The sequence below is a fragment of the Streptomyces niveiscabiei genome (genome assembly GCF_033794345.1).
Taxonomy (GTDB): Bacteria; Actinomycetota; Actinomycetes; order Streptomycetales; family Streptomycetaceae; genus Streptomyces; species Streptomyces niveiscabiei.
The window spans coordinates 42474-63835 of the sequence record NZ_JARAYJ010000041.1; the positions used below are offsets into that span (position 1 = coordinate 42474).

Below are 21362 nucleotides of genomic sequence, written 5' to 3' on the forward strand. Positions count from 1 at the left end.
CGGCTGCCGTACGGTCTAGGACCGCGGCGTCCGGCCCATGAACGCCGCCAACTCATCGAGGGCCGGAGCGTGTTCGGGTACGGGCTGCACCGGGGCGAGTGACCCGCCGGCGGTGCGGGGCAGGCCGCCGTAGATCTCCCGGACCACCGGCAGCGCGGCGCGCGCGATGTCGGGCTCCAGGTCGCGGTCGTGGCCGAGGGCGGTCGCGAGGTCCCAGCCGTGCACTAGGAGTTCGATCAGGAGCTGCTCGACCACGCGTCGGCCGGGGGCGGGGCCGAAGGGGCGGGTCAGCATGCCGGGCTGCCGGAAGGCGGCGCGTGCCGCGGCGGCGGCCGTCGTGAAGGCGGTGACGTGGTCGTCGCCGAGGTGGTCCTCGGTGTGGCCGACCGCGGGCGGCGCGCCCTGCGCCAGGCCGCCCCACACGAGGTTCTCCCACACCAGGTGGTCGAGCAGGTCTCGTACGGTCCAGTCCGCGCAGGGGGTGGGCAGGCCGAACAGGTCCGGCCCCGCCGCGCGCACCAGTGCCCCGACGGTGTCCTGGACCCGGACGAAAGCCTCCAGCACCCCTCCCGGCCAGGGGTCCGTGCCGTCGGCGTAAAGGGCTTCGAGCCGGGCGCCGCGCACCCCCGGCGCGGGGTTGGCGAGCAGGGCGGCGACGAGCCACCGGCCCTCCTCGGCGATCCCGGCGGGCACGGGCCGGCCACCGAGGACGCACAGCAACTGCCAGAACCGCTCGACGACGGGCTCGGCGGCGGCGGTGAGCTGCTCACGCAGCAGCCCGCGTGCGTTGGGGCCGTCGGCGGTCACGGCCGGGCTGGTGCCCGGGGTCGAGCCGGTGCCAGAGGCCGGGCCGGTGTCCAGGGCCGGGCTGGTGTCCGGGGCCGGGTCGGTGGGAGAGGCTGGGCTGGTGTCCAGGGCCCGGCCGGTGTCCAGAGCCCGGCCCGTGTTCGCGCGGCTGGGCAGCCAGGCGGCGACGATGGCCGCGACGACCGGATCGGCGGCCGGGGAGTCCGCCGCGATGCCGGCCCGCATCGCCTCGCGGACGTGCGCGGTCCAGGTGTCGGTGAGCGCGCGCATCTCCGCCGCCGCGCCGGGGTCCCGCACTCCCTGCCCCTGCCGGGCGGCGTACGCGGCCATCCGCCGCATCGCGGCCCGCAGTTCGTCACCGGCGATCAGCTCGCCCAGCTCCAGCCACGCGTCGACCTGTTCGTCGGTGGGGTTCTCCGGCAGGTCGGCGCTGGCCGAGAGGAGCCCCTCGCGGAAGTCGGGCACGTTCAGATCGCCGAGGGCGCCGGTGAGGAAGTCGTGGACCAGCTCGCGGCGTTCACCGGGGGACAGGTGGGCGGTACGGGTCATCAGGGCGAGCCCTTCGTGGGTGGTGCGGCGGGTGACGGCGCGCAGGACGGCCTGGTGGGTCCGCAGCCGGCGGATCCGCTCCTCCAGCGCCTCGGCGTGGGCCGCGGCCACCTCCTGGAGCCCGCCCTCGCGGTCGAGCGCGGCCCGGATCTCGCCGAGCCCCATCCCCAGGTCCCGCAGAGTGCGGGCCATCCGGAGCCGGGCCACACCGGCGGTGTCGTACCGGCGATAACCGCCGGCGGTCCGGTGAACCGGCGCGACGATGCCCACGTCGGACCAGTGTCTGACCACCTTCACCGGCAGCCCGGTCTGCCGTGCCACGGCCCCGATGCTCCATGTGGACCCCGGCCCGTCGTCCTTGCGCATGCGCTCTACCCTCGACTCTCCCTCCGTGGGAGAGTCAAGCCGCACCTGCCGCCGACGGGGAAGCTCCCCTTCCGTGACGGCACCCGTGCTACTAGATTCGGTGTCATGACCGCCATCACCCTGCGCATCCCCGACGCCATGGACAAGCCCCTGCGGGACGCCGCCGCAGGCGCCCCCTCGCTGAACGACTACATCGTGCGCGCCGTACGCCGCCAGATGACGCTCGACGCCGCCCGCAAGCTCGCCTCCCTCGCGCCCCTCGACCTCGCGGGCGAGGGCGACGCCCTGTGACCGTCCGCAAGGGCGACGTCTGGGACGTCGACACCGGCAAAGGCACCCGCACGGTTCTCGTCGTCAGCCTCGACGGCCTCGCCGAGGCGTACGGCGCCGTCGTCGCCGTGGCGCTCCACGCGCCCGCGCAACACCCCGACACGGCGATGAGCGTGCGCCTGACCGCGCCGGTCGACGCCTCCCTCGTCGCCGTCAACCTCCTCCAACTGGCCGCCCCACGCTTCGAGACCGGCACGCTGCACGGCAACATCGGTCCCGAGCAGCAGGAACGCGTGGACAACGCCCTGCGCGCTGTGCTCGACCTGTAGAAAACCCGTTGGCGGATCGCGCGGCCCCTGTTAGCTTTCCGGTGGCCGTGCAGGAGAACGAGGAGGTGGTACCCGTGAACGCTGTATCGACATGGGTGCTCCCCTCAGGGGTCACGGTCGGGCGGTAGGCCGTCCGGGAGCGCCGTCGTGTACTCCCGAAAGGCTCGACCCATGCAGTTCATCTCCGAGCGGCGCCTCGACGACGGTGTCCTCGAACGTGACTTCACCCTCGGCGACACCCCCGGCACCCTGTGGACGCCGGACTCCGCGCAGCCGCTCCCGCTGATCCTCATGGCCCACAACAACGGCATGTCCCGCAAGCAGGACAGGCTGAAGGCGAGGGCCCGCTACACGGCGGCCCGCGGTTACGCGGTCGCCTCGATCGACGCCGCCGGCTGCGGCGACCGCCCTCGTACGGCCGCCGCCGACCAGGCCCGCGCCGACGTACGCCGGGCGATGCGGGCGGGCGAACCGGCAGACGACGCCTTCGAGGCCCTCGTCGGCCCCCTGGTCACCGGCGCCGCACCGGAGTGGCGGGCCGCCCTGGACGCCCTCCTCGACCTCCCCGGCATCGACGGCCCGGTCGGCTACTCCGGCTGGGCCGCCCTCGGCATCCACCTCACCGCGACCGACCCCCGCATCCGGGCGGCCGGCCTCTTCGCCGGGGGCTACGTCCCCCACGCCCAGCGCGAGGAGGCCCGGAAAGTCACCGTCCCCCTGCTGCTCCTGCTCCAGTGGGACGACGAGGGCAACCCCCGCGAGCGTGCCCTGGACCTGTTCGACGCGTTCGGCAGCGAACAGAAGACCCTCCACGCCAACCTCGGCGGCCACACCGGCACCCCGTGGTTCGAGCTGGAGGACGGGGACCGCTTCTACGGCCGCCACCTGAAGCCCACGCTGCTCGAAGGAAGCGCCGCCTGACGTGAGGCTCAGGCAGCGGTCCTGCCCAACCGGGCCCGCTGCCTGAGCCGTACGCGTCCCGGCGGCGGGTGGCGTACTCCAGGTTCGCGTAGGTCTCGTGCCCGGCGACCAGCGGGAAGGCGGCCCGGCCGTTCTCGATGCGGGGACCATGGAGACCGCAACCGCCCCCCAGCAAGAGGACCCGACCCCACATGACCGACCCGAACGCGGCCCGCATGACCCTGCTGGTGCTCTACTCGCCCCGACTGGAGGAGTGCCGGCGCTTCTACGGGAACCTCGGCCTGCGCCTCACGCCGGAGCGGCACGGCCAGGGCCCCGACCACTACGCCGCCGTCCTCGGTGACGGCACGGTCTTCGAGCTCTACCCCGCCCGCCCGGACCGCCGGACCGACGCCCTCCGGCTGGGCTTCGCGATCGACAGCGCGACGGCCTCACCCCCGCTCGCCGAGGGCCGTCACCTGCTCACCGACCCGGACGGGCGCACGGTCGAGGTGCACGCGACCTGACGAGCGGGAGGCCGCCACACACGCCGAGGCCCACATGCCGCAGGTCACCGCGGGCAACCACTCCCGCGCGTACCCGGTCCCCGCCCCGTGACCTCCGGGGGAGGGCCGCCCGGCGCTGTCACCGGGGCCGGGCGGCCCGCAGCGTACGGAGCGTGGCGCCGAACGCCTCCAGCTCGTCCCCGGACAGGACCGAACCGATCCGCAGGTCGAGTTCCGCGGCGAAGTCCTTCTCCGCCGCGTCCGTCAACTGCCGTCCCTCAGGGGTGAGTTCGATGAGGGAGGAGCGCCGGTCGTGCGGGTTCGGACGGCGGCGGCAGTAACCGGACGCCTCCAGCCGGTCCACCACTTTGCTGGTGCCCCCGACCGTGATCCCGAACGCCTCCGCGACGTCCTGGACGCGGCACTCGGAGCGCTGCCCGAGGAGCCGCATCACCTCGAACGAGGTGAGGGGGAGGCCGTGCGCGGCCCGCAACCGGGAGTCGACGGCGTTCCACAGCTCGATCTCGAACTGGACGAGATCGCGGTACACCTGCTTGAGATCAGCCACAAGGTATCTTCCGCAGAACATGCTTCCAGGGATACTGAATGGTATCCCCGCACGTACGTCCGACGTGAACCAGCAAAGGTATGCCGCGCATGACACAGCCTCAGGCCTTCGACATCCTCACGGCGACCTGTCCCTCCCGGACCTCGCTCGCCCGTATCGCCAACAAGTGGACGGCCATGGTCGTCATCTCCCTCACCGAGGGCCCGCTGCGCTTCCGCGACCTGCGCACGACGGTCGAGGGCATCAGCGCGAAGGTCCTCACGGACACCCTCCGGGACCTGGAGCGAGACGGCATCGTCGTGCGGCACAGCTACGCTGAGGTCCCGCCCCGCGTCGAGTACGAACTGACCGCCCTGGGCCGCAGCCTGCACACACCCCTCGAAGCGCTGGGCCGCTGGGCGCAGGAGCACATCACCGAGGTGATGACGGCCCGCGAGGCGTACGACGCCCGGGGCTGACGGGCACCCGGAAGCGATGCCGCCGCGAGCCCCGAACCCGCGGAACGCCCCCTCTGCCGGGCAGGGTGGGGTCCGCCTACTCGCCCCAGAAGGCGTCCTCGGCGGCCTCGTCGGCGGAGAACAGCCACACCTCGACGATCTTCCCGTCGCCGACGCGCAGGACGTCCACGCCGTCCATGCTCATGGACGCGTCGTCGCGCCGTCCGGCGAAGTGGATGCTCGCGGCCACCGTGTCGCCGTTGCCCATCAGGGCGTGGACGGTGTCGATGGCGAAGCTCCCCCGGCTGGCCTCCATCATCCCGCCGAGCATCGCGAACACGGCGTCACGCCCCTTGTGCTCGCCGGAGAACCGGTTGGCGCCCGGCTGATGCCAGACGACGTCCTCATCGAGGAGTTCCCCGACCCTGGGCAGGTCGCCGGTCTGGATGGCGGTGAAGTACTCGCGGGCGATGTCGACGTTCTCGCTGGTCATGACGGTTCCTCCTGATGCCCGCGACGGGGCGGGCGGTGTGGCGCTCTGGCAACTGGCTGGGGCGGCGGCTCGGGGTGCCCCCCGATCGCGCCGCCCCGCCATCGTCACCGTCGGTCACCGGTCACCTCAACGTAACCAATGGGTCCATGTGTCCCAGGTCACCATCAACGAGGGCCACAGGCCGATGCCGGCCACCCCCACGCCGCCCGCCGCGTCCTCGCGCAGAACCTGCTGTCCGGCGCCGCCGCCCTCGCCTGCCACGAACCCGCCGAGGGGACGTGCCGTTCAGGCCCGTGCGACCGCTGACCGCGTGATTCCAGGACTCTCCCCGGGCGCCGGAAGTCCTGTGTACGCTCGGTGAGTTCAGGCATGTTCGGGGGAGGCACGGTGGCCGCAGTCGTCGTCGTACACGGCGTGGGACAGCAGTACCTGGGACCGAGATCGCTGCACACCGGCATCGCGGCGGCCCTCGCAGACGGCGTCGCCCTGGCAGGCGGACCCCCGCTCACCGCCGACGACGTGGGCGTGGCCTTCTACGGTCACCGCTTCCGCCCGCCCGGCCGGTTCAAGGGCGAACCCGCGCTGACCCACCGCGATGTGACCGACCCGCTGGAGCGGGCGCTGCTGATGGAGTGGTGGCGCGAGGCGGCCCGGCTCGAACCCGGCCGGGTGCCCGCGCCGGACGGCGAGGCCGCCACGAAGGCCATCACCCCGCGGACCGTCCAGCGCGCCCTGTACGCGCTGGCCGGGACCCGGTTCGCCGGCCGCTCCGGGGACCGGTTCCTGCTCGGGGTGCTGCGCCAGGTCAGCCGGTACTTCACCGAACCTGAACTGCGCACCCGGGTACAGGAGTCGGTCGCGGATGCCGTCGCCGACGACACCCGGGTGGTGGTGGGCCACTCCCTGGGCTCCGTCGTCGCCTACGAGGCCCTGTGCGAGCACCCGCAGTGGCCGGTGCACACCCTGGTGACGATCGGCTCCCCCCTCGGCATCCCGAACATCGTCTTCGACCGCCTCACCCCCGCCCCCAGCGAGGGACGCGGCGCCTGGCCCGCGGGCGTGCGCGGCTGGACCAACCTGTGCGACCGCTACGACGTCGTCGCCCTGCGCAAACGCCTCGCCCCGCTGTTCGGGGACGTCCACGACGTCGCCGTCGACAACGGCTGGCAGGCCCACGCCATCGACCGCCACCTCACGGCCGCCGAGACCGGCACCGCGATCGCGGAGGGGCTGCGCAGGGCATGACACCCCGCTGGGTGGTCGTCGCGGGTGTCGCCGCCTACGACCACGAGGAGAACCCCCCGCTGCCCCTCGTCCCCGGCGACCTCGACACCGTCCGGGCCCTGTTCACCGGCCTCGGCTACCGCGACGCCAGCCGCACCCTCGACGCGACCGCCGCGCAACTGCGCGCCTTCCTCTCCGACTGGGCCGCCGCCGACGACCGCGACGACGGCGCCCTCACCCTCTACTTCAGCGGCCACGGCGACCGCGGCCCCGCCGACGAGCGCCACTACCTGCTGTGCCGCGACAGCAGACCCGGCCGCCTCAAGGGCACCGCCCTCGCCGCCGACGACCTGGTCGGCCTGGTCACCGAGACCGGCCTGCCGCGCCTGCTGCTGATCGTTGACACCTGCTACGCCGGACAGGGCGCCGTCGACGCCGTACGCGCCCTGGCCGCGCAGCTCGTCGCCGCCCGCGACGCCGACCCCCGCACCCTCACCGCGTTCTCGGTGATCGCGGCGGCCCGCCCCCTGGAACTCGCCGAGGACGGCGCGTTCGCCCGCGCCCTGCGCACCGCCCTCGACGACCCCACCCTCGGCGGCAACCGGCAGCCCAAGCTGTACCTGGAACAGGTCGTCGACCGCGTCAACGAACTCCTCGGCCCCTTCCAGCACGCCACCTGGGGCACCCTGCCCAGCGGCGAGGGCTTCGACTTCCTGCCCAACCCCCGCTACTCCCCGGACGTCCCGCACGAAGGCACCGACCTCGCCGAACAGCGCACCGCCCTCACCCCCGAAGGGCGCCGCCGCCGCGAGGAACTCCTCAGCCACTTCGGCCCGCGCGGCAGGGGAGTGGAACGCACCGGCGACCGCGGCACCTACTTCACCGGCCGGGCGAGCGCTCTGACGCACCTCACCGCGTGGACGGACCCCGCCACCGGCCCCGGCGACGCCCTCGTGGTCACCGGCAGCGCGGGCGTCGGCAAGTCCTCCCTGCTCGGCCGCCTCGTCCTGCTCGCCGACCCGGCACACCGGGCCGCCCTCCCCGACCTCGACCCCACCGCGCCCGCACCCCCGCGCCGCGTCGACGCCGCGATCCACGCCCGCCACAAACTCCTGGACGACATCGTCGCCGCCATCGCCGACGCGGCCGGCGTCCCCGCCGACCGGGCCGCCCTGCCCCGCGCCCTCGCCGAACGCACCGACCCGCTCCTGATCGTCGTCGACGCCCTCGACGAGGCGGGCACCGCCGGCGCCGACGGCACGGACGGCCGGCAGGTCGCCGCCTACCTCGACCGGCTCGCCCGCACCGGAGGCGTACGGCTCCTGGTCGGCACCCGGCCCCACGTGGTGCCCGCGCTCGGGACCCGGTTCGCCGTCATGGACCTCGACGACGAACGGTGGACCGCGCCCGGCGACCTCACGGCGTACGCGCGCAAACTCCTCCTCGCCCCCGACGGCCCCGGCAGCCAGGGCCTCGCCACCGGGCCCGGCACGATCACCACCCTCGCCGCCGCCGTCGCCGAGCGCGCCGAGGGGAACTACCTCGTCGCCCGGCTCACCGCCCGCGCGCTGGCCCACCGCACCACCCCCCTCGACACCAGCACCCCCGACTGGGCCGAGCAACTGCCCCGGCCCGCCACCAAGAGCTCCCGCCCCGCCGGACCCGCCTTCCGGTGGGCCCTGGACCAGCGCCTCGGCGCCGAGTCCGGGCGCGCCGGCACCCTCCTGCTGCCGCTCGCCCTCTCCGAAGGCGCCGGCCTGCCCTCCACCGGCCTGTGGCCCGCCATCGCCTCCGCCGTCTCCGCCGTCCCCACCGGACCCGACGACATCCGCTGGATCCTCGACCACGCCGACTCCCACATCGTCGAGGCCCTCGACTCCCACGGCCGGTCCGTCTACCGCCTCTACCACGAGTCCTTCGCCGACGAACTGCGCGCCACGGCGGCCGACACCTCCGGCGCCGTCACCGGAGCCCTGCTGGACTCGGTGCCCGTCGACCCCGCCACGGGCCTGCGCGACTGGAGCGCCGCACAGCCCTACGTACGCGACCACCTCGCCACGCACGCCGCAGCCGCCGGCACCCTCGACGAACTCGTCGTGGACCCGCTGTTCCTGCTCACCGCCGAGCCGGTCGCCCTCCAGCGCGCTCTCACCCGGGTGACATCGCCGCAGGCCGTCGCCGCCCGCACCGCCTACGAACGCGTCGGCGTCGTCCTGGCCCGCGAGCGCGACCAGGGCGTGCGCTACGCCCAACTGCGGCTCGCCGCCCTCCAGTCCGACGCGGCCGACCTCGCGGAGGCGATCCGGCGCCGGGCACCGCACCTGCCCTGGGACACGCGGTGGATGCTCCCGCTGCGCGCCGCCACCCCGTACCGGACGATCGGCGCCTTCGACTCCGCGGTCGTCGGCGTCGCCGTCGTCGAGTCGGAGCGCGGCCAGGTCCTCGTGACCGCCGAGTACGACGACGGGCTGCGGGTCTGGGACCTGGCCGGCGGGGAACTCCTCGGCACACTGCCGGGCCCGACGGGGTTCGAGGTCCGCGCGATGACCCCGAGCGGGCGGCTGCTCCTCGTCGAACGGGCCTTCGGGGAGCCGCCGCTCGCCTTCGACCCGGCCACCCGGGAAGCCCTGCCGCTCGGCGACGGGAAGCGGTGGCCGTCGTGGACCGCGTGGGCCGTCGCGGAGACGGACGGCGGACGCCTGGCGGCCCGCCTGACACAGGAGTCGCTCGAAATCGTCGACCTGTCCCACGGACGCGACCCGGTGTTCCTGTGGCTCCCGGTCCGCCCGGAGAGCCGCCTCCGGCCGCGAGCCGTCGCCCTCGGCGGCCACGACGGACGGCTGACCGTCGCGGTCGCGTGCGACGGCATCGGAACGCACGGGTCCGGCGAGAAGCACACCGTCCACGAACTCGCCACCGTCCTCATCTGGACCCTCGACCCGTCGGCGCTCCCGGCACAGGCCGTGTCCGTGCCCGACACGGTCAGGGAGTGCCGGGGCGAGGAGATCCTGGCGCTCGCCGTCCTCGACGGCCGGGTCCTGGCCGCCACCCGGCACACCCGGGTGTTCCGGACGTCCGGCTGCCGGGTGCACCAGCACACCGCCACCCTCTCCGAGTGGATGTGGCCGCACCCCGCCCCCGACGGCTGCCGGTTCGTGCGCGTGCAGGGCACGCCCTTCCTGATGTACGCGGTGCCCGGCGGCGCGGAGTTCGTGGGCGCCCGGGGCAAGGTCGACTGGCGGACCCCCGACGACCCGCGCCCCGGGACCCGGTTCGCCGGAGTCGTGGCCGGTCCCGACGGCACACCCTCGGTCGTGTCCTGGCAGCAGAGCCGCAGCCCCCTGCGGATCTGGGCCCTGCGCCGAGGAGCCGCCGACGAACGCTCGGTCCTCTCCGGCACGGGCGCGCCGTCCTTGGCCGCCGGAGCCGTCGACGGGCGGCCGGTGCTGGTCCACCCCCGCGGCTCCGGGCCACCGTTGATCGTCGACGCCGCCTGCGGGGACCCCCTCGCCCACGGGGGCCGGCACTTCTCGCAGGCCGCCGGACGTCCGGGGGTCCCACCCGTGCTGTACTCCCCGGCACCGGGACTGCGGCGCAGACTGCGGGCCGAGCTGCTCGGCGCCCCCGGCCGCGACGTCCTCCTGCGCGGAGTACGGCGCGGCGACTCGCCCCACCTGCGGATGTCACGCCTCGACGGGCAGGACGTGCTCGTCGGCCTCTGCGTCAGCTACCTCGCCGTCTGGGACCTGACCGGGCGGCAGCTCCACCGCTGGGACATCTCCTTCGGCGCCCCCTTCGTCACCGACTTCCAGGTCGCCGCGGATTCCCGGGGCCTCCTCGTCCTCCTCCAACGCGTCCAGGGCTTCCGCGAGATCTACGCCCTGCGCGACGGAGAGGCCCTCTCCTACGCCCTCGACAACTGGACCCTGCGCGGCGACAGGGTCCTCGGCCGGTACGACAAGGGCACCGTCCTCAGCCTGGGCACCTGGCACGACGACATCGTGCTGGCCACCGCCGACAGCGTCCACCGACTCCACGGCACGTCCGTGTCCTCCATCGCCTCCTGGCACCGGACCGTCGGCCGCGGCGACCGCATCCTCCTGCACACCCTCCAGAACCACCGGACGGCCCTGGTCCTCGCCCAGGACGAAACCCTCTCCCTCTACGACGCGGACACCGACACCGTCCCCTGCCGCATCCACCTCGGCACCCAGGTCACAGCCCTCACCATCATCGACGACCACCTCCTCGGCGTCCTCACCCCGACGGGCCTGACCACCCTGCGCCTGCCGAGTCTGGACGCGGGCGGATGAGGAGGCGACCGCGGACCCGCTCACCCCGGAATTCCGTTGCCGGGGCCATGCGATGGCAATCCCACACCCTTGACACGCCTATTTCCCCCCGTTGTACTGATTGACGGTTCCAATACCCAGTGCGACAGGAGACTGTTCATGCAGGCTGTCGAGGAAAAGGGCCGGATCGGGTCGGAAGAGAGTGCGGATGACGTATTCGACCTGGTGATCGGCGATCTGGAACAGGATATTCCACCGCTCACGTCACCGATGAACTCGGGCAGCGGTACCTCGTGCGGCACATGTTCGAGGATCTACTGCTGTTGACGCGCGCCGGGTGGTGCCGTCGACGGCGGCGCCACCCGGACGGCACGAGCGGGGAGGGCAGTTTTGCCGGATGCGCGGGCGAACGCGGGGCCGCTGTGGGAGATGCGCGCCCCTGACGACGAGGTGAAGGACGCGGACGCTGAACTGCCGTACGCGGCACGGAAGATAGTCGACGCGATCCGCGACGGCGCAGCAGGCGCCCTGTTCCCGCCCGTGGTCGCCGACGGCCCCGAGGGAACGGTCGCGACGCAGCGCCTCCTCGGCGGCGAGTACGACGCGCGGATGCTCGCGCAGGCGCTTGGGGAACCCCGGTTCGGACCGCTCCTGGCCCTGCTGGAGCGGCTGGACAACTGGTGCGCGGACGCCACCCGGCATTATTCCGGCGTCATTTCCGAGGGCGTCCTGGAAATATCCAACGGCGATGTTTTCGGCCCCGTGGTCTCCGAGGCATTCGTCGCCTGCGCCGCCGGACGACCGCACTACACACGCGACCGCGTCAAGGAATGGGCGGCGCGCTGCGAGGCGTTTCTCACCCTTTTCCTGGAGAGACTACAGAGAGACACCGCGACCTGCTGGCCGGGGAATCCGGCATTCCGGGGCCCGGTCGTCGGACTGTGGACGCACGGCGAGGAGACCCACAACGGACGCCAGCGCGTCCTGCGCCTGGAGTGCGCGGGCGGCGGCAAGGTCGCCTACAAACCGCGCCCGGCATCCGGCGAACTCCTCTTCACCGCCGAGCCGGAGACCGGTCCGCCCACCTCCCTGTTCGGCCTCCTCGACGCGGCGCCCCCGGCCTCCGGCGAGGTCCGCCTCCCGCTCCTGGCCTGCTGGCCCGGCGCCGAGAAGGGCTACCTGTGGCAGGAGTGGATCGACCCCCCGCCCCAGTGGGCCCCGATCCGCACCGAAGGCCCCTGGCAGCTGACCGGCACCCGGCTCACCCCGCCTGAGGCGGCCCGCTTCTGGCACCGCGCCGGCTCCCTGACCGCCGCCGCGTTCGCCTTCGGCGTCACCGACCTGATCGGCGGCAACGTCGTCACCGGCACCCGCCCCGGCGACCCCGAACCCCTGCTCTACCCCATCGACCTGGAGATCTACTTCTGCAAGGTCACCCGCCTCTACGACACGGGCCTCCTGCACGACCCGACCGCCGACACCCCCCAGCACCACGTCGGCCTGGAGACCACCGCCCGCTGGTGCGCCCCCGAAGGCCCCCCGGTGTGCTGGCGCCCCACCCCGTCCGGCGCCCTGGCCCTGCACCGCCGCCACCGCGCGCACACGAGAACCGAGACGCGGACCGTCGTGGCGGACACCGACGGCCGCACCGGATACGGCCCCTACCTCCCGGCGATGCTGCGCGGCATGTTCGACGCCTGGACCCTGATGTGCCGTCAGCGTCCCGCGATCCGCCGCTTCCTCGCGGACACCGCCCCAGGCCACCACGTACGCGTCCTGCGCCAGCCCACGTTCCGCTACTACGACGCCCTGCTGCCGCGCTGGCTGTCCGGCGGCGGCGCTGACCCCGCCCCCGCCACCCCGGACGTCACCTTCGACCGCGCCGAACTCGCCCAACTGCGCCGCATGGACGTCCCCTACTTCCTGCGCGCCCTCGACGGCGGCCCCGTCCTCGCCCTCGCACCCCCGCCGCACCCCTTCACCACGTCACCGGTCACGGCCGACCCCGAACCCGAGGCGGGCTGGCCCCCGCACCCCGACCACCTCGACGCCGCGCACCTCACCCTCGCCGGCCTCGGCGTGGCCCTGCGCGACGCCGCCGAGCACGTCTTCGACGACCTCACCGACCTCGACGTCACCGACGAGACGCACGGCGTACGGCTGCTCCTGCACAGCCCCGGCGAGGGACAGGCCGCCTTCGACTGGCCGGGGGTGGGCCGAAGGATCACCTACCTGTGGAACCGGCGGACGATCCGCCTGCGCATCGACCCCCTGGACGCCCCCGAACCGGCGCCCGAGCCCGCGCCCGCCGGGGAGATCCGGCGCCGCCTCCTGCGCCTGCACCGGCTCGACGGCGCGATCCGCACCCCGTGGGCGGACGGCGGCATGACCGACACCGACGCCGAGGACCGCCTGCGGACCCTGACCGACGCCGGGATCGCCTGGCTGGCCACGGTCGTCGACGGGCACGGCTGGCCCGGCCGCGCCCTCGTCGGCGCCGCCGCGGCCGGCGTGGCGAGCCGCCTCGTCCAGCACGCGTACGGGCACCTCGACTTCCGCCGGCGCTGCCTCGACCTGATGCGGCAGGCGGCCGAGGGCGGCGACCTTCCCTGGCGCGACGTCGCCTACCTGACCGACGCCCTGCGCATCGACGAGGGCCGGCCCCAGGTCTACGGCACGAAGTTCGAGCCGGTGGACGGCCGCCTCGAACCGTGCCCCGTCGAGGACCCCGCGAACGTGGACCACCGCCGCGCCGAACTGGGCATGGAACCCCTCGCGGACCACACGGACCGCATCCGGCGCCGCTTCCCCAGCCCCCAGCGACCGAGGCGACCGCAGAGGCAGGCACCATGACCGTCGACTGGACCCGCTTCGCCCGCGACCACTGGGAACGCGAGCCCGCCCGGCTGAGTGCCCCGCCCCCGGCCGGCGTCGAGGACCTCCACGCGCTCACCGTCCGCGCGAGCGCCCCCTTCCGCGCCGGCACCCGCTTCTGGGTGATGCCCGACGTCCGCCTCCTCGTCGGCGACGGACGGCTCCGCGCCCCGGGCGCCCTCCTGCCGGACGACAGCGATCCCACCCTCGACGCCTACCACGAGCGCCTCGACGCCGCCGTACCCGGACAGGGCCGCCTGCTGACCGTGGAGCAGCCGCTGCTGCTCGACCACGCGCTGTGGGCGGCCGTACGCGAAACGGTCCAGGGGCTGTGGCGGGAGGTCGGCTGGCCCAATCTGCCGCTGACCGCCGAGATCCTCACCGGAGACCGCTTCACCCAGCACGCGGGGGCGGCCGAGGCGCCCACGCACGCGGCGTTCACCTGGATCCTGCGCGGGCGGATGGACGTACGGCTGTGGGACGAGCGCCAGGGGCCGCCGCCCGCCGGGATCGCCGAACCCGGCATACCGACGTTGAGCGGCGGGCCCGGTGACCTGCTGTACTGGCCCGGCGACCGGCGCCATGTCGACGTCTACCGGGAGCGGTGCACGGCGCTGCGGCTGCGGGTGCCCGTGGACCGGCGGCTGCCGTTCGCCGCCCTGCGCGACCTCCTCGCCGACCAGGTGCACGCCCGGCGGGGACACGACGAGACCGTGCCGTACTTCCCCCTCGGCACCGACACCGGCGAACCCCTGGCCCGCCTCACCGAACTCGGCGACGACCTGCGCGACCTCGTCGACGGCGAGGGCCTGCGCCGGACGCTGCGCGTGCGCTGGGCGGCGCTGCGCTCGGCGGCCGGACTCGAACCGATCCCCGCGCCCCGCGACGCCGTCCCCCTCGACCCGGACACCCAGATCCGCCTCACCGGCGAGATCGTCCGCATGCCCGACGGCCCCCGGCACGAGGTGTGGGCCGTCAACGGCAACGTCTTCACCCTCCCCGCCGCGGCGGCCGACCGCGTGTACGACGCCCTGCGCGGCGGCGCGGCGACCCCGGTCGCCGAGGTCTGCCATGCCCTCGGCGGCGACAAGAACGACAAGAACGTCCTCGCGCTGCTGGAGCGGCTCTACCGGCTGCGCGGCGTCGACCTGGCCGAGGTGAGCGCGCGATGACCCTGACCACCGAGAAGTCCTTCGACTGGGACACCTTCGTCGACCGCTACTGGGACCGGGCACCCGTGCTGTACAAGGCCGTCGACGACGGGCCGTTCGCGGAGGACGAGGTGTTCGGGGCCGCCGTGCGCGGCAGCCGCCCCCCGCACCCCCTCGCCGTCCCGGCGCACCTCCAGTTCCTCGTGGAACGCCGCCAGCAGACCCGGCTGCACGACTACGCCCCCGACCTCACCGACGGCTCCCTCGCCGGGTACGAACGACGCATGGCCCAGCGCCTCGGCCAGCAGCGCTACGCCCTCGTCGTGCACCGCTTCCACGCCTTCTCCCACCCCCTGTGGGACCGCGCCCGGCGCTTCTACGCCGGCCTGTGGGAACGCGTCGGCCGCCCCGAGCACTCGGCCGGCTCGACCCTGTTCCACGGCTCCTACGAGCACAGCCCCGTCGGCGTCCACCAGGACCGCTTCTCGACGTTCCTGTACTGCGTGCGCGGCACCAAACGCATGCGGTTCTGGGACGGCCGCCCCTGGACCGAACCCGTCCACACGGTCCTCGACTACCAGCCCTACCTCGCCTCGTCGTTCGTCGCCGAGGCCGAACCCGGCGACCTCCTGTACTGGCCCGCCCGCTACCACCACGTCGGCGAGAGCACCGGCGACGCCCCCGCGACCAGCGTCAACGTCGGCATCCCGCGCCGCGAACACCGGCCGTACTACGAGGTCAAGGACCTCTTCCGGGGCGCCGCCCCGACCGCGTCCGCACCCCTGTTCACCCCCGACGCGGGCCCGGACGGACGGCTCGACGCGCTGCCCGCCGCCCTCGACGACGCCGTGTCCGCCTTCGCCGGCCTCCTGCGCGAGGACGCCTTCACCGACCGCGCCACCGACCTCGCCCTGAGCGTCGCCTCGGCGGGCGGCTTCTGGCCCACCGAACCACCCGCCGCACCCCGCCCCCTGGGCGAGGACACCGCCGTACGCGCCTGCGCGCCCCTGCTCACCGCGCCCGGCCGGATCGCCGCCTGCGGACACGTCGTCACCGGCACCGCGCCCGCGCTGGTGGAACGCCTCGCGGCGGGGGAGACCGTGCGCGTCCACGGCCTGCCCGCCGCCGAACGCCGCCTGCTGGAGGAACTGGAGGGCATCCGTGCCGTCACCCGCGTCGACGTCCACTGACCGGGAGGCGGCGGCCCGGATCGCCGCCGAGATCGCCGACCGGCTCACGGACCCCGAACAGGTGGCGGCCGTCGCCTCCGCCCCCGACAACCTCATGCGCTACCCCGGCGACCCCCAGCCCGTCTGGCACCCCCAGAGCCTCTCCGACGGCCACCCCGCCCTCGCCCTCCTCCACACCGAACTCCACCGGCCGGCGGCCCGGGCCCACGCCCACCTCTCCGCCGCCCTCGCCGCCGGCCTGCGCCTGCACCCCCAGGCCCTGCACAGCGGCATGACCGCCCTCGCCTTCGCCGCCCAGGCCGCCGCCGACACCTACGGCGGCTACACCACACTCCTCGCCGGACTCGACCGGCACATCGTCGACCAGGCCCGCCGCCGCGCCCACACCGACCTCGAACGCCTGCGCGCGGGCCGGTCCGTGGGCGCCTGGACCACGTACGACGTCCTGGCCGGCACCACCGGGACCGGCCGCTACCTCCTCGCCCGCGACAGCGCCTCCCCCGCGCTCGCCGAGATCCTCGCCTCCCTCGTGGCCGCCGCGACCGCCGAGAACGGCTGGTGGATCACCGAAGGACTCGACCACGGACTCCCCGAACACCTCAACCTCGGCCTCGCGCACGGGATTTCCGGACCCCTCGCGCTGCTCGCCCTCGCCTGGCGGGCGGGCGTCCGGGTGGAGCGGCACGCCGAGGCGATCGAGCGGATCACGGCGCTGCTGACGCGCTGGCGCACCGCCGACGGGTACTGGCCGCACCTGATCACCCGGGCCCACCTGGACGGCCGTGAACTCCCCGAACACGGGCGGGACTCCTGGTGCTACGGCACCGCCGGCACCGCCCGCGCCGTCCACCTCGCGGGCCTCGCCCTGGGCCGAGCCGACTGGTGCGCCGACGCGCTCGCCGCCCTGTACGGCGCGGTGCGCGCCGCGAGCGACGACCGGACCGTCGACTCCGCGCTGTGCCACGGATGGGCGGGTCTGCTCCAGATCACGCTGCGGATGGCGCACGACAGCGGGGACCCGGGCCTGCCGGACCTCGCGGACACGCTGGCGGCCCGGGTGATCGCCGGGTACACCCCCGACGCCCCCTTCGGCTACCGGTACACCCATCACCTCGCCGCCCGCCCCCTCGACCGGCCCGGACTCCTGGAAGGGGCCGCCGGGATCGCCCTGGCACTGCACACGTACGCTTCTGGCGCTGTTCCGGCGACCTCGTGGGACGGGGCATTGCTGCTGGCCTGAGACCCTGTGTCGCCCTTGACCGTGATAGACAACGGGCGTCGACGACAGGAGTGAGTGGCCGTGGTGCTGAGAACCTTCCGGTGGGCGTTCGCCTGTACCGCGCTCGGACTGGCCGCGGGGGTCCTGTACGGGGGCTGGCCGGCTCTCGGCGTCGTCGCGATCCTCGCCGTCCTGGAGGTGTCCCTGTCGTTCGACAACGCCGTCGTCAACGCCGGAGTCCTGAAGAAGATGAACGCCTTCTGGCAGAAGATCTTCCTCACCGTGGGCGTACTGATCGCGGTCTTCGGGATGCGGCTGCTGTTCCCCGTGGCCATCGTGGCGATGACCGCCGAGCTCAATCCGTACGACGCCGTCGACCTCGCCCTGACCGACAAGGACCGCTACCAGCAACTGGTCACCGACGCGCATCCGGCGATCGCCGCGTTCGGCGGGATGTTCCTGCTCATGATCTTCCTCGACTTCGTCTTCGAGGAGCGGGACGTCCAGTGGCTGCGGTGGCTGGAACGCCCCCTCGCCAAGCTCGGCAAGGTCGACGCGCTGTCCGTGTGCATCGCCCTCGGCGTCCTGCTGGTCAGCGCCGTGACCTTCGCCGCCCACGCCCACCAGCACGGCGGCGCCCACACCGACAAGTCCCAGACCGTCCTCCTCGCAGGCATCGCCGGGCTCATCACGTACCTGGTCGTCGGCGGGCTTTCCGGCTTCTTCGAGAACCGGCTGGAGGAAGAGGAGGAAGCGGAGGAGCGGCCGTCCCCCGGCTCCCCGCTCGCCCTCGCCGGGCGCGCCGCGTTCTTCATGTTCCTCTACCTCGAAGTCCTCGACGCGTCCTTCTCCTTCGACGGCGTCATCGGCGCCTTCGCCATCACCAACGACATCGTCCTCATGGCCCTCGGCCTCGGGATCGGCGCGATGTACGTCCGCTCCCTGACCGTCTACCTGGTCCGGCAGGGCACCCTCGACGACTACGTCTACCTGGAACACGGCGCGCACTACGCGATCGGCGCCCTCGCCGTGATCCTCATGGTCACCATCCAGTACGAGATCGACGACATCGTCACCGGGCTCGTCGGGGTCGTCCTCATCGGAAGCTCGTTCTGGTCGTCGGTACGGCGGAACCGGGCGCTGGCGACGGCGTAGCGGCGGGCGCCCCTGCGAAAGGCTCGAAACGCCATGCGCTTCACCTCGACAACGTCGTCGGGCGGCGTGAGCGAACAGCTCTTCACCCTCGACGACATCCCCGGCGCGCTGTGGACCCCGGAAGGCGCGCACGGACCCCGCCCGCTGATCCTGCTGGGACACGGCGGCGGGGAACACAAGACGTCCCCCGGCATCCTGGCCCGTGCCCGTCACTTCACCGCCCGGGGCGGGTTCGCGGTCGCCGCGCTCGACGTGCCCCACCACGGCGAGCGGCCGGCCGGCGAGGAGTTCGACCGGCTCGCGGCCGAGTACCGGGCGCGTACGGCCGCCGGAGAGGACACGGCCGAGCCGGACACCGCCCTGTACACGCTCGTGGCCGGGCAGACCGTCGCGGAATGGCGAACGGTCCTGACCGCGCTCCAACGGCTCGACCAGGTCGGCGGTGGACCGGTGGGCTACTGGGGCGTGTCGCTGGGCTGCGCGCTCGGCATCCCGTTCGTCGCCGCGGAACCCCGGGTGCGCGCCGCGGTGCTCGGCCTGCAAGGGGCGCCCGAGCTGGCCGGGGCCGCCGCGCGGATCAGCGTGCCGGTGCGGTTTCTGGTCCAGTGGGACGACGAGCGGATGCCCCGGGCGCAGAGCCTCGCGCTGTTCGACGCCATCGGTTCGGCCGGGAAGACCCTGCACGCCCACCCCGGTGGGCACGGAGACCTGCCGCCGTCCGAGACGGGCGACTCCCTGCGGTTCCTCGCCCGGCACCTGGGAAATCCCGTTGCCGCAGCAGCGGCGTCTTCGATCGAATGCCCCCATGACTCATGACAGCCCGGCAGATCATGTGGAGCAGAACCGGCGCTTCTGGGACGACGAGGCGGCCGGATGGCACGGTCCCCTCGCCCGGGACCACTGGGCGCAGGCCGAACCGTCCTGGGGACTGTGGGCCACCCCCGAGTCGCAGGCCCGCGTCCTTCCCGACGGCATCGACGGGATGCGCGCCATCGAACTCGGCTGCGGCACCGCCTACGTCTCCGCGTGGCTGGCCAGAGCGGGAGCCCACCCGGTCGGGATCGACGTCTCGGAGAAACAGCTCGCCACGGCTCGCGCGATGCAGACGGAGTTCGGCATCGACTTCCCCCTCGTCCTGGGCGATGCCGAGCAAGTGCCCTACGAGGACAACACGTTCGACCTGGCGATCAGCGAGTACGGCGCCTCCCTGTGGTGCGACCCCCACCGGTGGATCCCCGAGGCGGCCCGGCTGCTCGTCCCCGGCGGCCTGTTGGTCTTCTCGCAGTACTCACCCCTGTTCGCCCTGTGCGCACAGCCCGAGGGAACCGCCTCCACCACCCTGTCCCGCGCCCAGTTCGGCCTGACGCGGCTGGCCCAGGGGAACAACGCCCAGTTCATCCTGCCGCACGGCGAGATGCTCCGCCTGCTGCGGTCCTGCGGCTTCGTCGTCGAGGACCTGATCGAGATCCAGGCACCCCCGCACGCCCGCGACTACCCGGAGATCTCCGCCGACTGGGCCCGCCGATGGCCCAGCGACGAGATCTGGAAAGCCCGGCTGACAGGCGTACAGGCGTAATCCCGCTCATCGCATGAATACCTGAAGGCCCTTTGTGCTCGGCCGGTGCTTCACGCATTCCGTGTGCGCCCCTTGGACCCGGCCATCCGATCCTCGGACCAGGGGATCAACGGCCGTGATCCGTGGTTCTCGGGGAGTTTCCGGTGAGCGAAGAAGCGTATGCGAAGGAACTCTCCACCTGCGTCCGCAGAGAGTTTCCCGCGCTGGCGGACAGCCCGTATCCGGACACCGCGTGCATCGGGACCGCCCCGGTCCGCGCGGTGCGCGCGGTCACGGACCTCGCGCCGACCGCGCAGTACCGCCACGCCGAGTCCGGCACGGCCACGCACGCCCGGCTCGACGAGACGCGCGCGGCTGATCGGCGCCGACGCGGCCGACATCGCGCTGGTGGAGAGCACCACCCATGGCCTGAAGACCGCCCTGAAGTCCCTGCCGCTGCGGCCCGTCCCACACGACGAGGCCGGACGCGCCTGCCTGACCCCGAGGCGAAGGCGCCGGCGATCAGCTCGGCGCAGTGGACCAACGGCTTCCGGGCCGACCTCGCGGCGCTGCCCCGGCGTCCTTCCCGACCTCCGCGCCGAACGCCAGCTCCACGGGCCCGGCGGTGAACCGCACAGCCTCGCCCTACCCCTCCTCCAGCGCGGACAGCAACGCGGAACGGATCGCGCCGACGGCCTCACCCGGCTCGGCGCGTCACCCCACCGCATCCCAGAACGCGCGCAGCACGTCGACGGCCTGGTCCGGGTCCTGGAGCGGCCACTGATGCCCGACCCCGTCGAGAACCCGTACCCGCGCACCGAGCATCCGCGCCACCTCGGCCCCCGCGTCGCGGTCGTCGTAGAGGTCCCCGGCCGGGTGCAGCACCAGTCCGGGCGCCGGCGTCTCGCGCAGCCCGGGACCCCAGTCGGCGTACAGGTTCGGTGTCGCCGACCGGTACAGGCCGAGGATCTCCTGCCCCATCGCCTCGTCGATCCCCTCCTGAAGGGACCGCGCGTCGTCCTCCCGGACCCCCTGGGCCCGCAGGACCGCTGCGATGCTGCCGGGCGCGTCGTGCGGCGTCGCGCGCAGGTTGTCGAACCACGCCTCGCCGTCGCCGGGGGTCTGCCAGATCCGCGCGAACTCGTGCCACACGTACGCCGGGTGCAGGACGCCCGCGACGTCCGCGGCCCAGCTGCGCAGCGGCACGTCGTACGCCGTGGCCACCCGGTACGTCAGCAGCGCACCCCAGTCGTGCCCGACGAGGTCGACCGGCCCCGGCAGCTCCCGCAGCCGCGCCGCGAGCCACTCGGCGTGGGCGTCCTTCCCGCCGCCGAACCCGGCGGGCCGCTCGGTGCCGAATCCCGGCAGGCCCACAGCGACGCTCTCCCGGCCGAGGCGCTGACGCAGCCGGTCCCAGAGCGCTGCGGTCTCGGGTACGCCGTGGACGAATACGACGGTCATGTCTCTCCACAAGGTG

General features: G+C 73.7%; 19 protein-coding genes. 15 read left to right on the forward strand and 4 right to left on the reverse strand.

Features of this window, described 5'->3' with window-relative positions; all coding sequences use genetic code 11:
- Window positions 1–15: 15 nt before the first annotated feature.
- Window positions 16–1677: a TIGR03086 family metal-binding protein gene (locus PV682_RS37020; RefSeq protein ID WP_319736127.1), complete on the reverse strand. Its 1662-nt coding sequence runs from the start codon at window positions 1675–1677 to the stop codon at window positions 16–18.
- A gap of 150 nt (window positions 1678–1827) precedes the next feature.
- On the opposite strand from PV682_RS37020, the gene PV682_RS37025 reads away from it, so the two are divergent.
- The 4 genes from PV682_RS37025 (at window position 1828) to PV682_RS37040 (ending at window position 3748) form a co-directional block, all read left to right on the forward strand.
- Entirely contained in the window at window positions 1828–2013 is a 186-nt protein-coding gene (locus PV682_RS37025) for a hypothetical protein (protein WP_112476295.1), read from the forward strand.
- Entirely contained in the window at window positions 2010–2321 is a 312-nt protein-coding gene (locus tag PV682_RS37030) for a hypothetical protein (protein ID WP_319736128.1), read from the forward strand. The genes PV682_RS37025 and PV682_RS37030 overlap by 4 nt, the downstream gene beginning before the upstream one ends.
- A 171-nt stretch (window positions 2322–2492) precedes the next feature.
- The gene (locus tag PV682_RS37035) at window positions 2493–3242 is read left to right on the forward strand and encodes a dienelactone hydrolase family protein (RefSeq protein WP_319736129.1); all 750 of its coding nucleotides are present in this window, start codon (window positions 2493–2495) and stop codon (window positions 3240–3242) included.
- Between the two features lie 191 nt (window positions 3243–3433).
- A complete protein-coding gene (locus PV682_RS37040) occupies window positions 3434–3748 on the forward strand; it encodes a VOC family protein (protein WP_319736130.1) in 315 nt (104 codons plus the stop codon).
- A gap of 118 nt (window positions 3749–3866) precedes the next feature.
- On the opposite strand, the gene PV682_RS37045 is transcribed toward PV682_RS37040, so the two are convergent.
- Entirely contained in the window at window positions 3867–4295 is a 429-nt protein-coding gene (locus PV682_RS37045; RefSeq protein WP_319736131.1) for a MarR family winged helix-turn-helix transcriptional regulator, read from the reverse strand.
- A gap of 89 nt (window positions 4296–4384) precedes the next feature.
- On the opposite strand from PV682_RS37045, the gene PV682_RS37050 reads away from it, so the two are divergent.
- Window positions 4385–4753 (forward strand): winged helix-turn-helix transcriptional regulator, encoded by a 369-nt coding sequence (locus PV682_RS37050; RefSeq protein ID WP_319736132.1) that lies wholly within the window; start codon window positions 4385–4387, stop codon window positions 4751–4753.
- A gap of 76 nt (window positions 4754–4829) precedes the next feature.
- On the opposite strand, the gene PV682_RS37055 is transcribed toward PV682_RS37050, so the two are convergent.
- Window positions 4830–5225 carry a nuclear transport factor 2 family protein gene (locus PV682_RS37055; protein WP_319736133.1) on the reverse strand — a complete coding sequence of 132 codons (396 nt, stop codon included), beginning with the start codon at window positions 5223–5225 and terminating at the stop codon, window positions 4830–4832.
- Between the two features lie 387 nt (window positions 5226–5612).
- Here PV682_RS37055 and PV682_RS37060 point away from each other — a divergent pair, with 387 nt between their 5' ends.
- From PV682_RS37060 to PV682_RS37105, 10 genes are all read left to right on the forward strand, one after another.
- Window positions 5613–6470 (forward strand): hypothetical protein, encoded by an 858-nt coding sequence (locus PV682_RS37060; RefSeq protein ID WP_319736134.1) that lies wholly within the window; start codon window positions 5613–5615, stop codon window positions 6468–6470.
- Window positions 6467–10762, forward strand: a complete 4296-nt coding sequence (locus PV682_RS37065; RefSeq protein ID WP_319736135.1) for a caspase family protein — start codon at window positions 6467–6469, stop codon at window positions 10760–10762. The genes PV682_RS37060 and PV682_RS37065 overlap by 4 nt, the downstream gene beginning before the upstream one ends.
- Window positions 10763–10900: 138 nt before the next feature.
- Window positions 10901–11068: a hypothetical protein gene (locus PV682_RS37070; RefSeq protein WP_162947387.1), complete on the forward strand. Its 168-nt coding sequence runs from the start codon at window positions 10901–10903 to the stop codon at window positions 11066–11068.
- A gap of 63 nt (window positions 11069–11131) precedes the next feature.
- Complete coding sequence (locus PV682_RS37075) at window positions 11132–13594, forward strand: DUF6624 domain-containing protein (RefSeq protein WP_319736136.1); 2463 nt, start codon at window positions 11132–11134, stop codon at window positions 13592–13594.
- Window positions 13591–14787, forward strand: a complete 1197-nt coding sequence (locus tag PV682_RS37080; protein WP_319736137.1) for a hypothetical protein — start codon at window positions 13591–13593, stop codon at window positions 14785–14787. Before PV682_RS37075 ends, PV682_RS37080 begins: the two co-directional genes overlap by 4 nt.
- The gene (locus tag PV682_RS37085) at window positions 14784–15956 is read left to right on the forward strand and encodes a JmjC domain-containing protein (protein ID WP_319736138.1); all 1173 of its coding nucleotides are present in this window, start codon (window positions 14784–14786) and stop codon (window positions 15954–15956) included. Before PV682_RS37080 ends, PV682_RS37085 begins: the two co-directional genes overlap by 4 nt.
- Window positions 15928–17196: a lanthionine synthetase C family protein gene (locus tag PV682_RS37090; RefSeq protein ID WP_319736139.1), complete on the forward strand. Its 1269-nt coding sequence runs from the start codon at window positions 15928–15930 to the stop codon at window positions 17194–17196. Before PV682_RS37085 ends, PV682_RS37090 begins: the two co-directional genes overlap by 29 nt.
- Before the next feature lie 60 nt (window positions 17197–17256).
- Window positions 17257–18330 (forward strand): DUF475 domain-containing protein, encoded by a 1074-nt coding sequence (locus PV682_RS37095; protein ID WP_319736140.1) that lies wholly within the window; start codon window positions 17257–17259, stop codon window positions 18328–18330.
- Window positions 18331–18363: 33 nt separating this feature from the next.
- Entirely contained in the window at window positions 18364–19146 is a 783-nt protein-coding gene (locus tag PV682_RS37100; RefSeq protein ID WP_319736141.1) for a dienelactone hydrolase family protein, read from the forward strand.
- Complete coding sequence (locus tag PV682_RS37105; protein WP_319736142.1) at window positions 19136–19906, forward strand: class I SAM-dependent methyltransferase; 771 nt, start codon at window positions 19136–19138, stop codon at window positions 19904–19906. Before PV682_RS37100 ends, PV682_RS37105 begins: the two co-directional genes overlap by 11 nt.
- 693 nt (window positions 19907–20599) lie before the next feature.
- Here PV682_RS37105 and PV682_RS37110 read toward each other — a convergent pair.
- Window positions 20600–21346, reverse strand: coding sequence for an alpha/beta fold hydrolase (locus PV682_RS37110; protein WP_319736143.1), 747 nt, complete (start codon window positions 21344–21346; stop codon window positions 20600–20602).
- Window positions 21347–21362 lie beyond the last annotated feature (16 nt).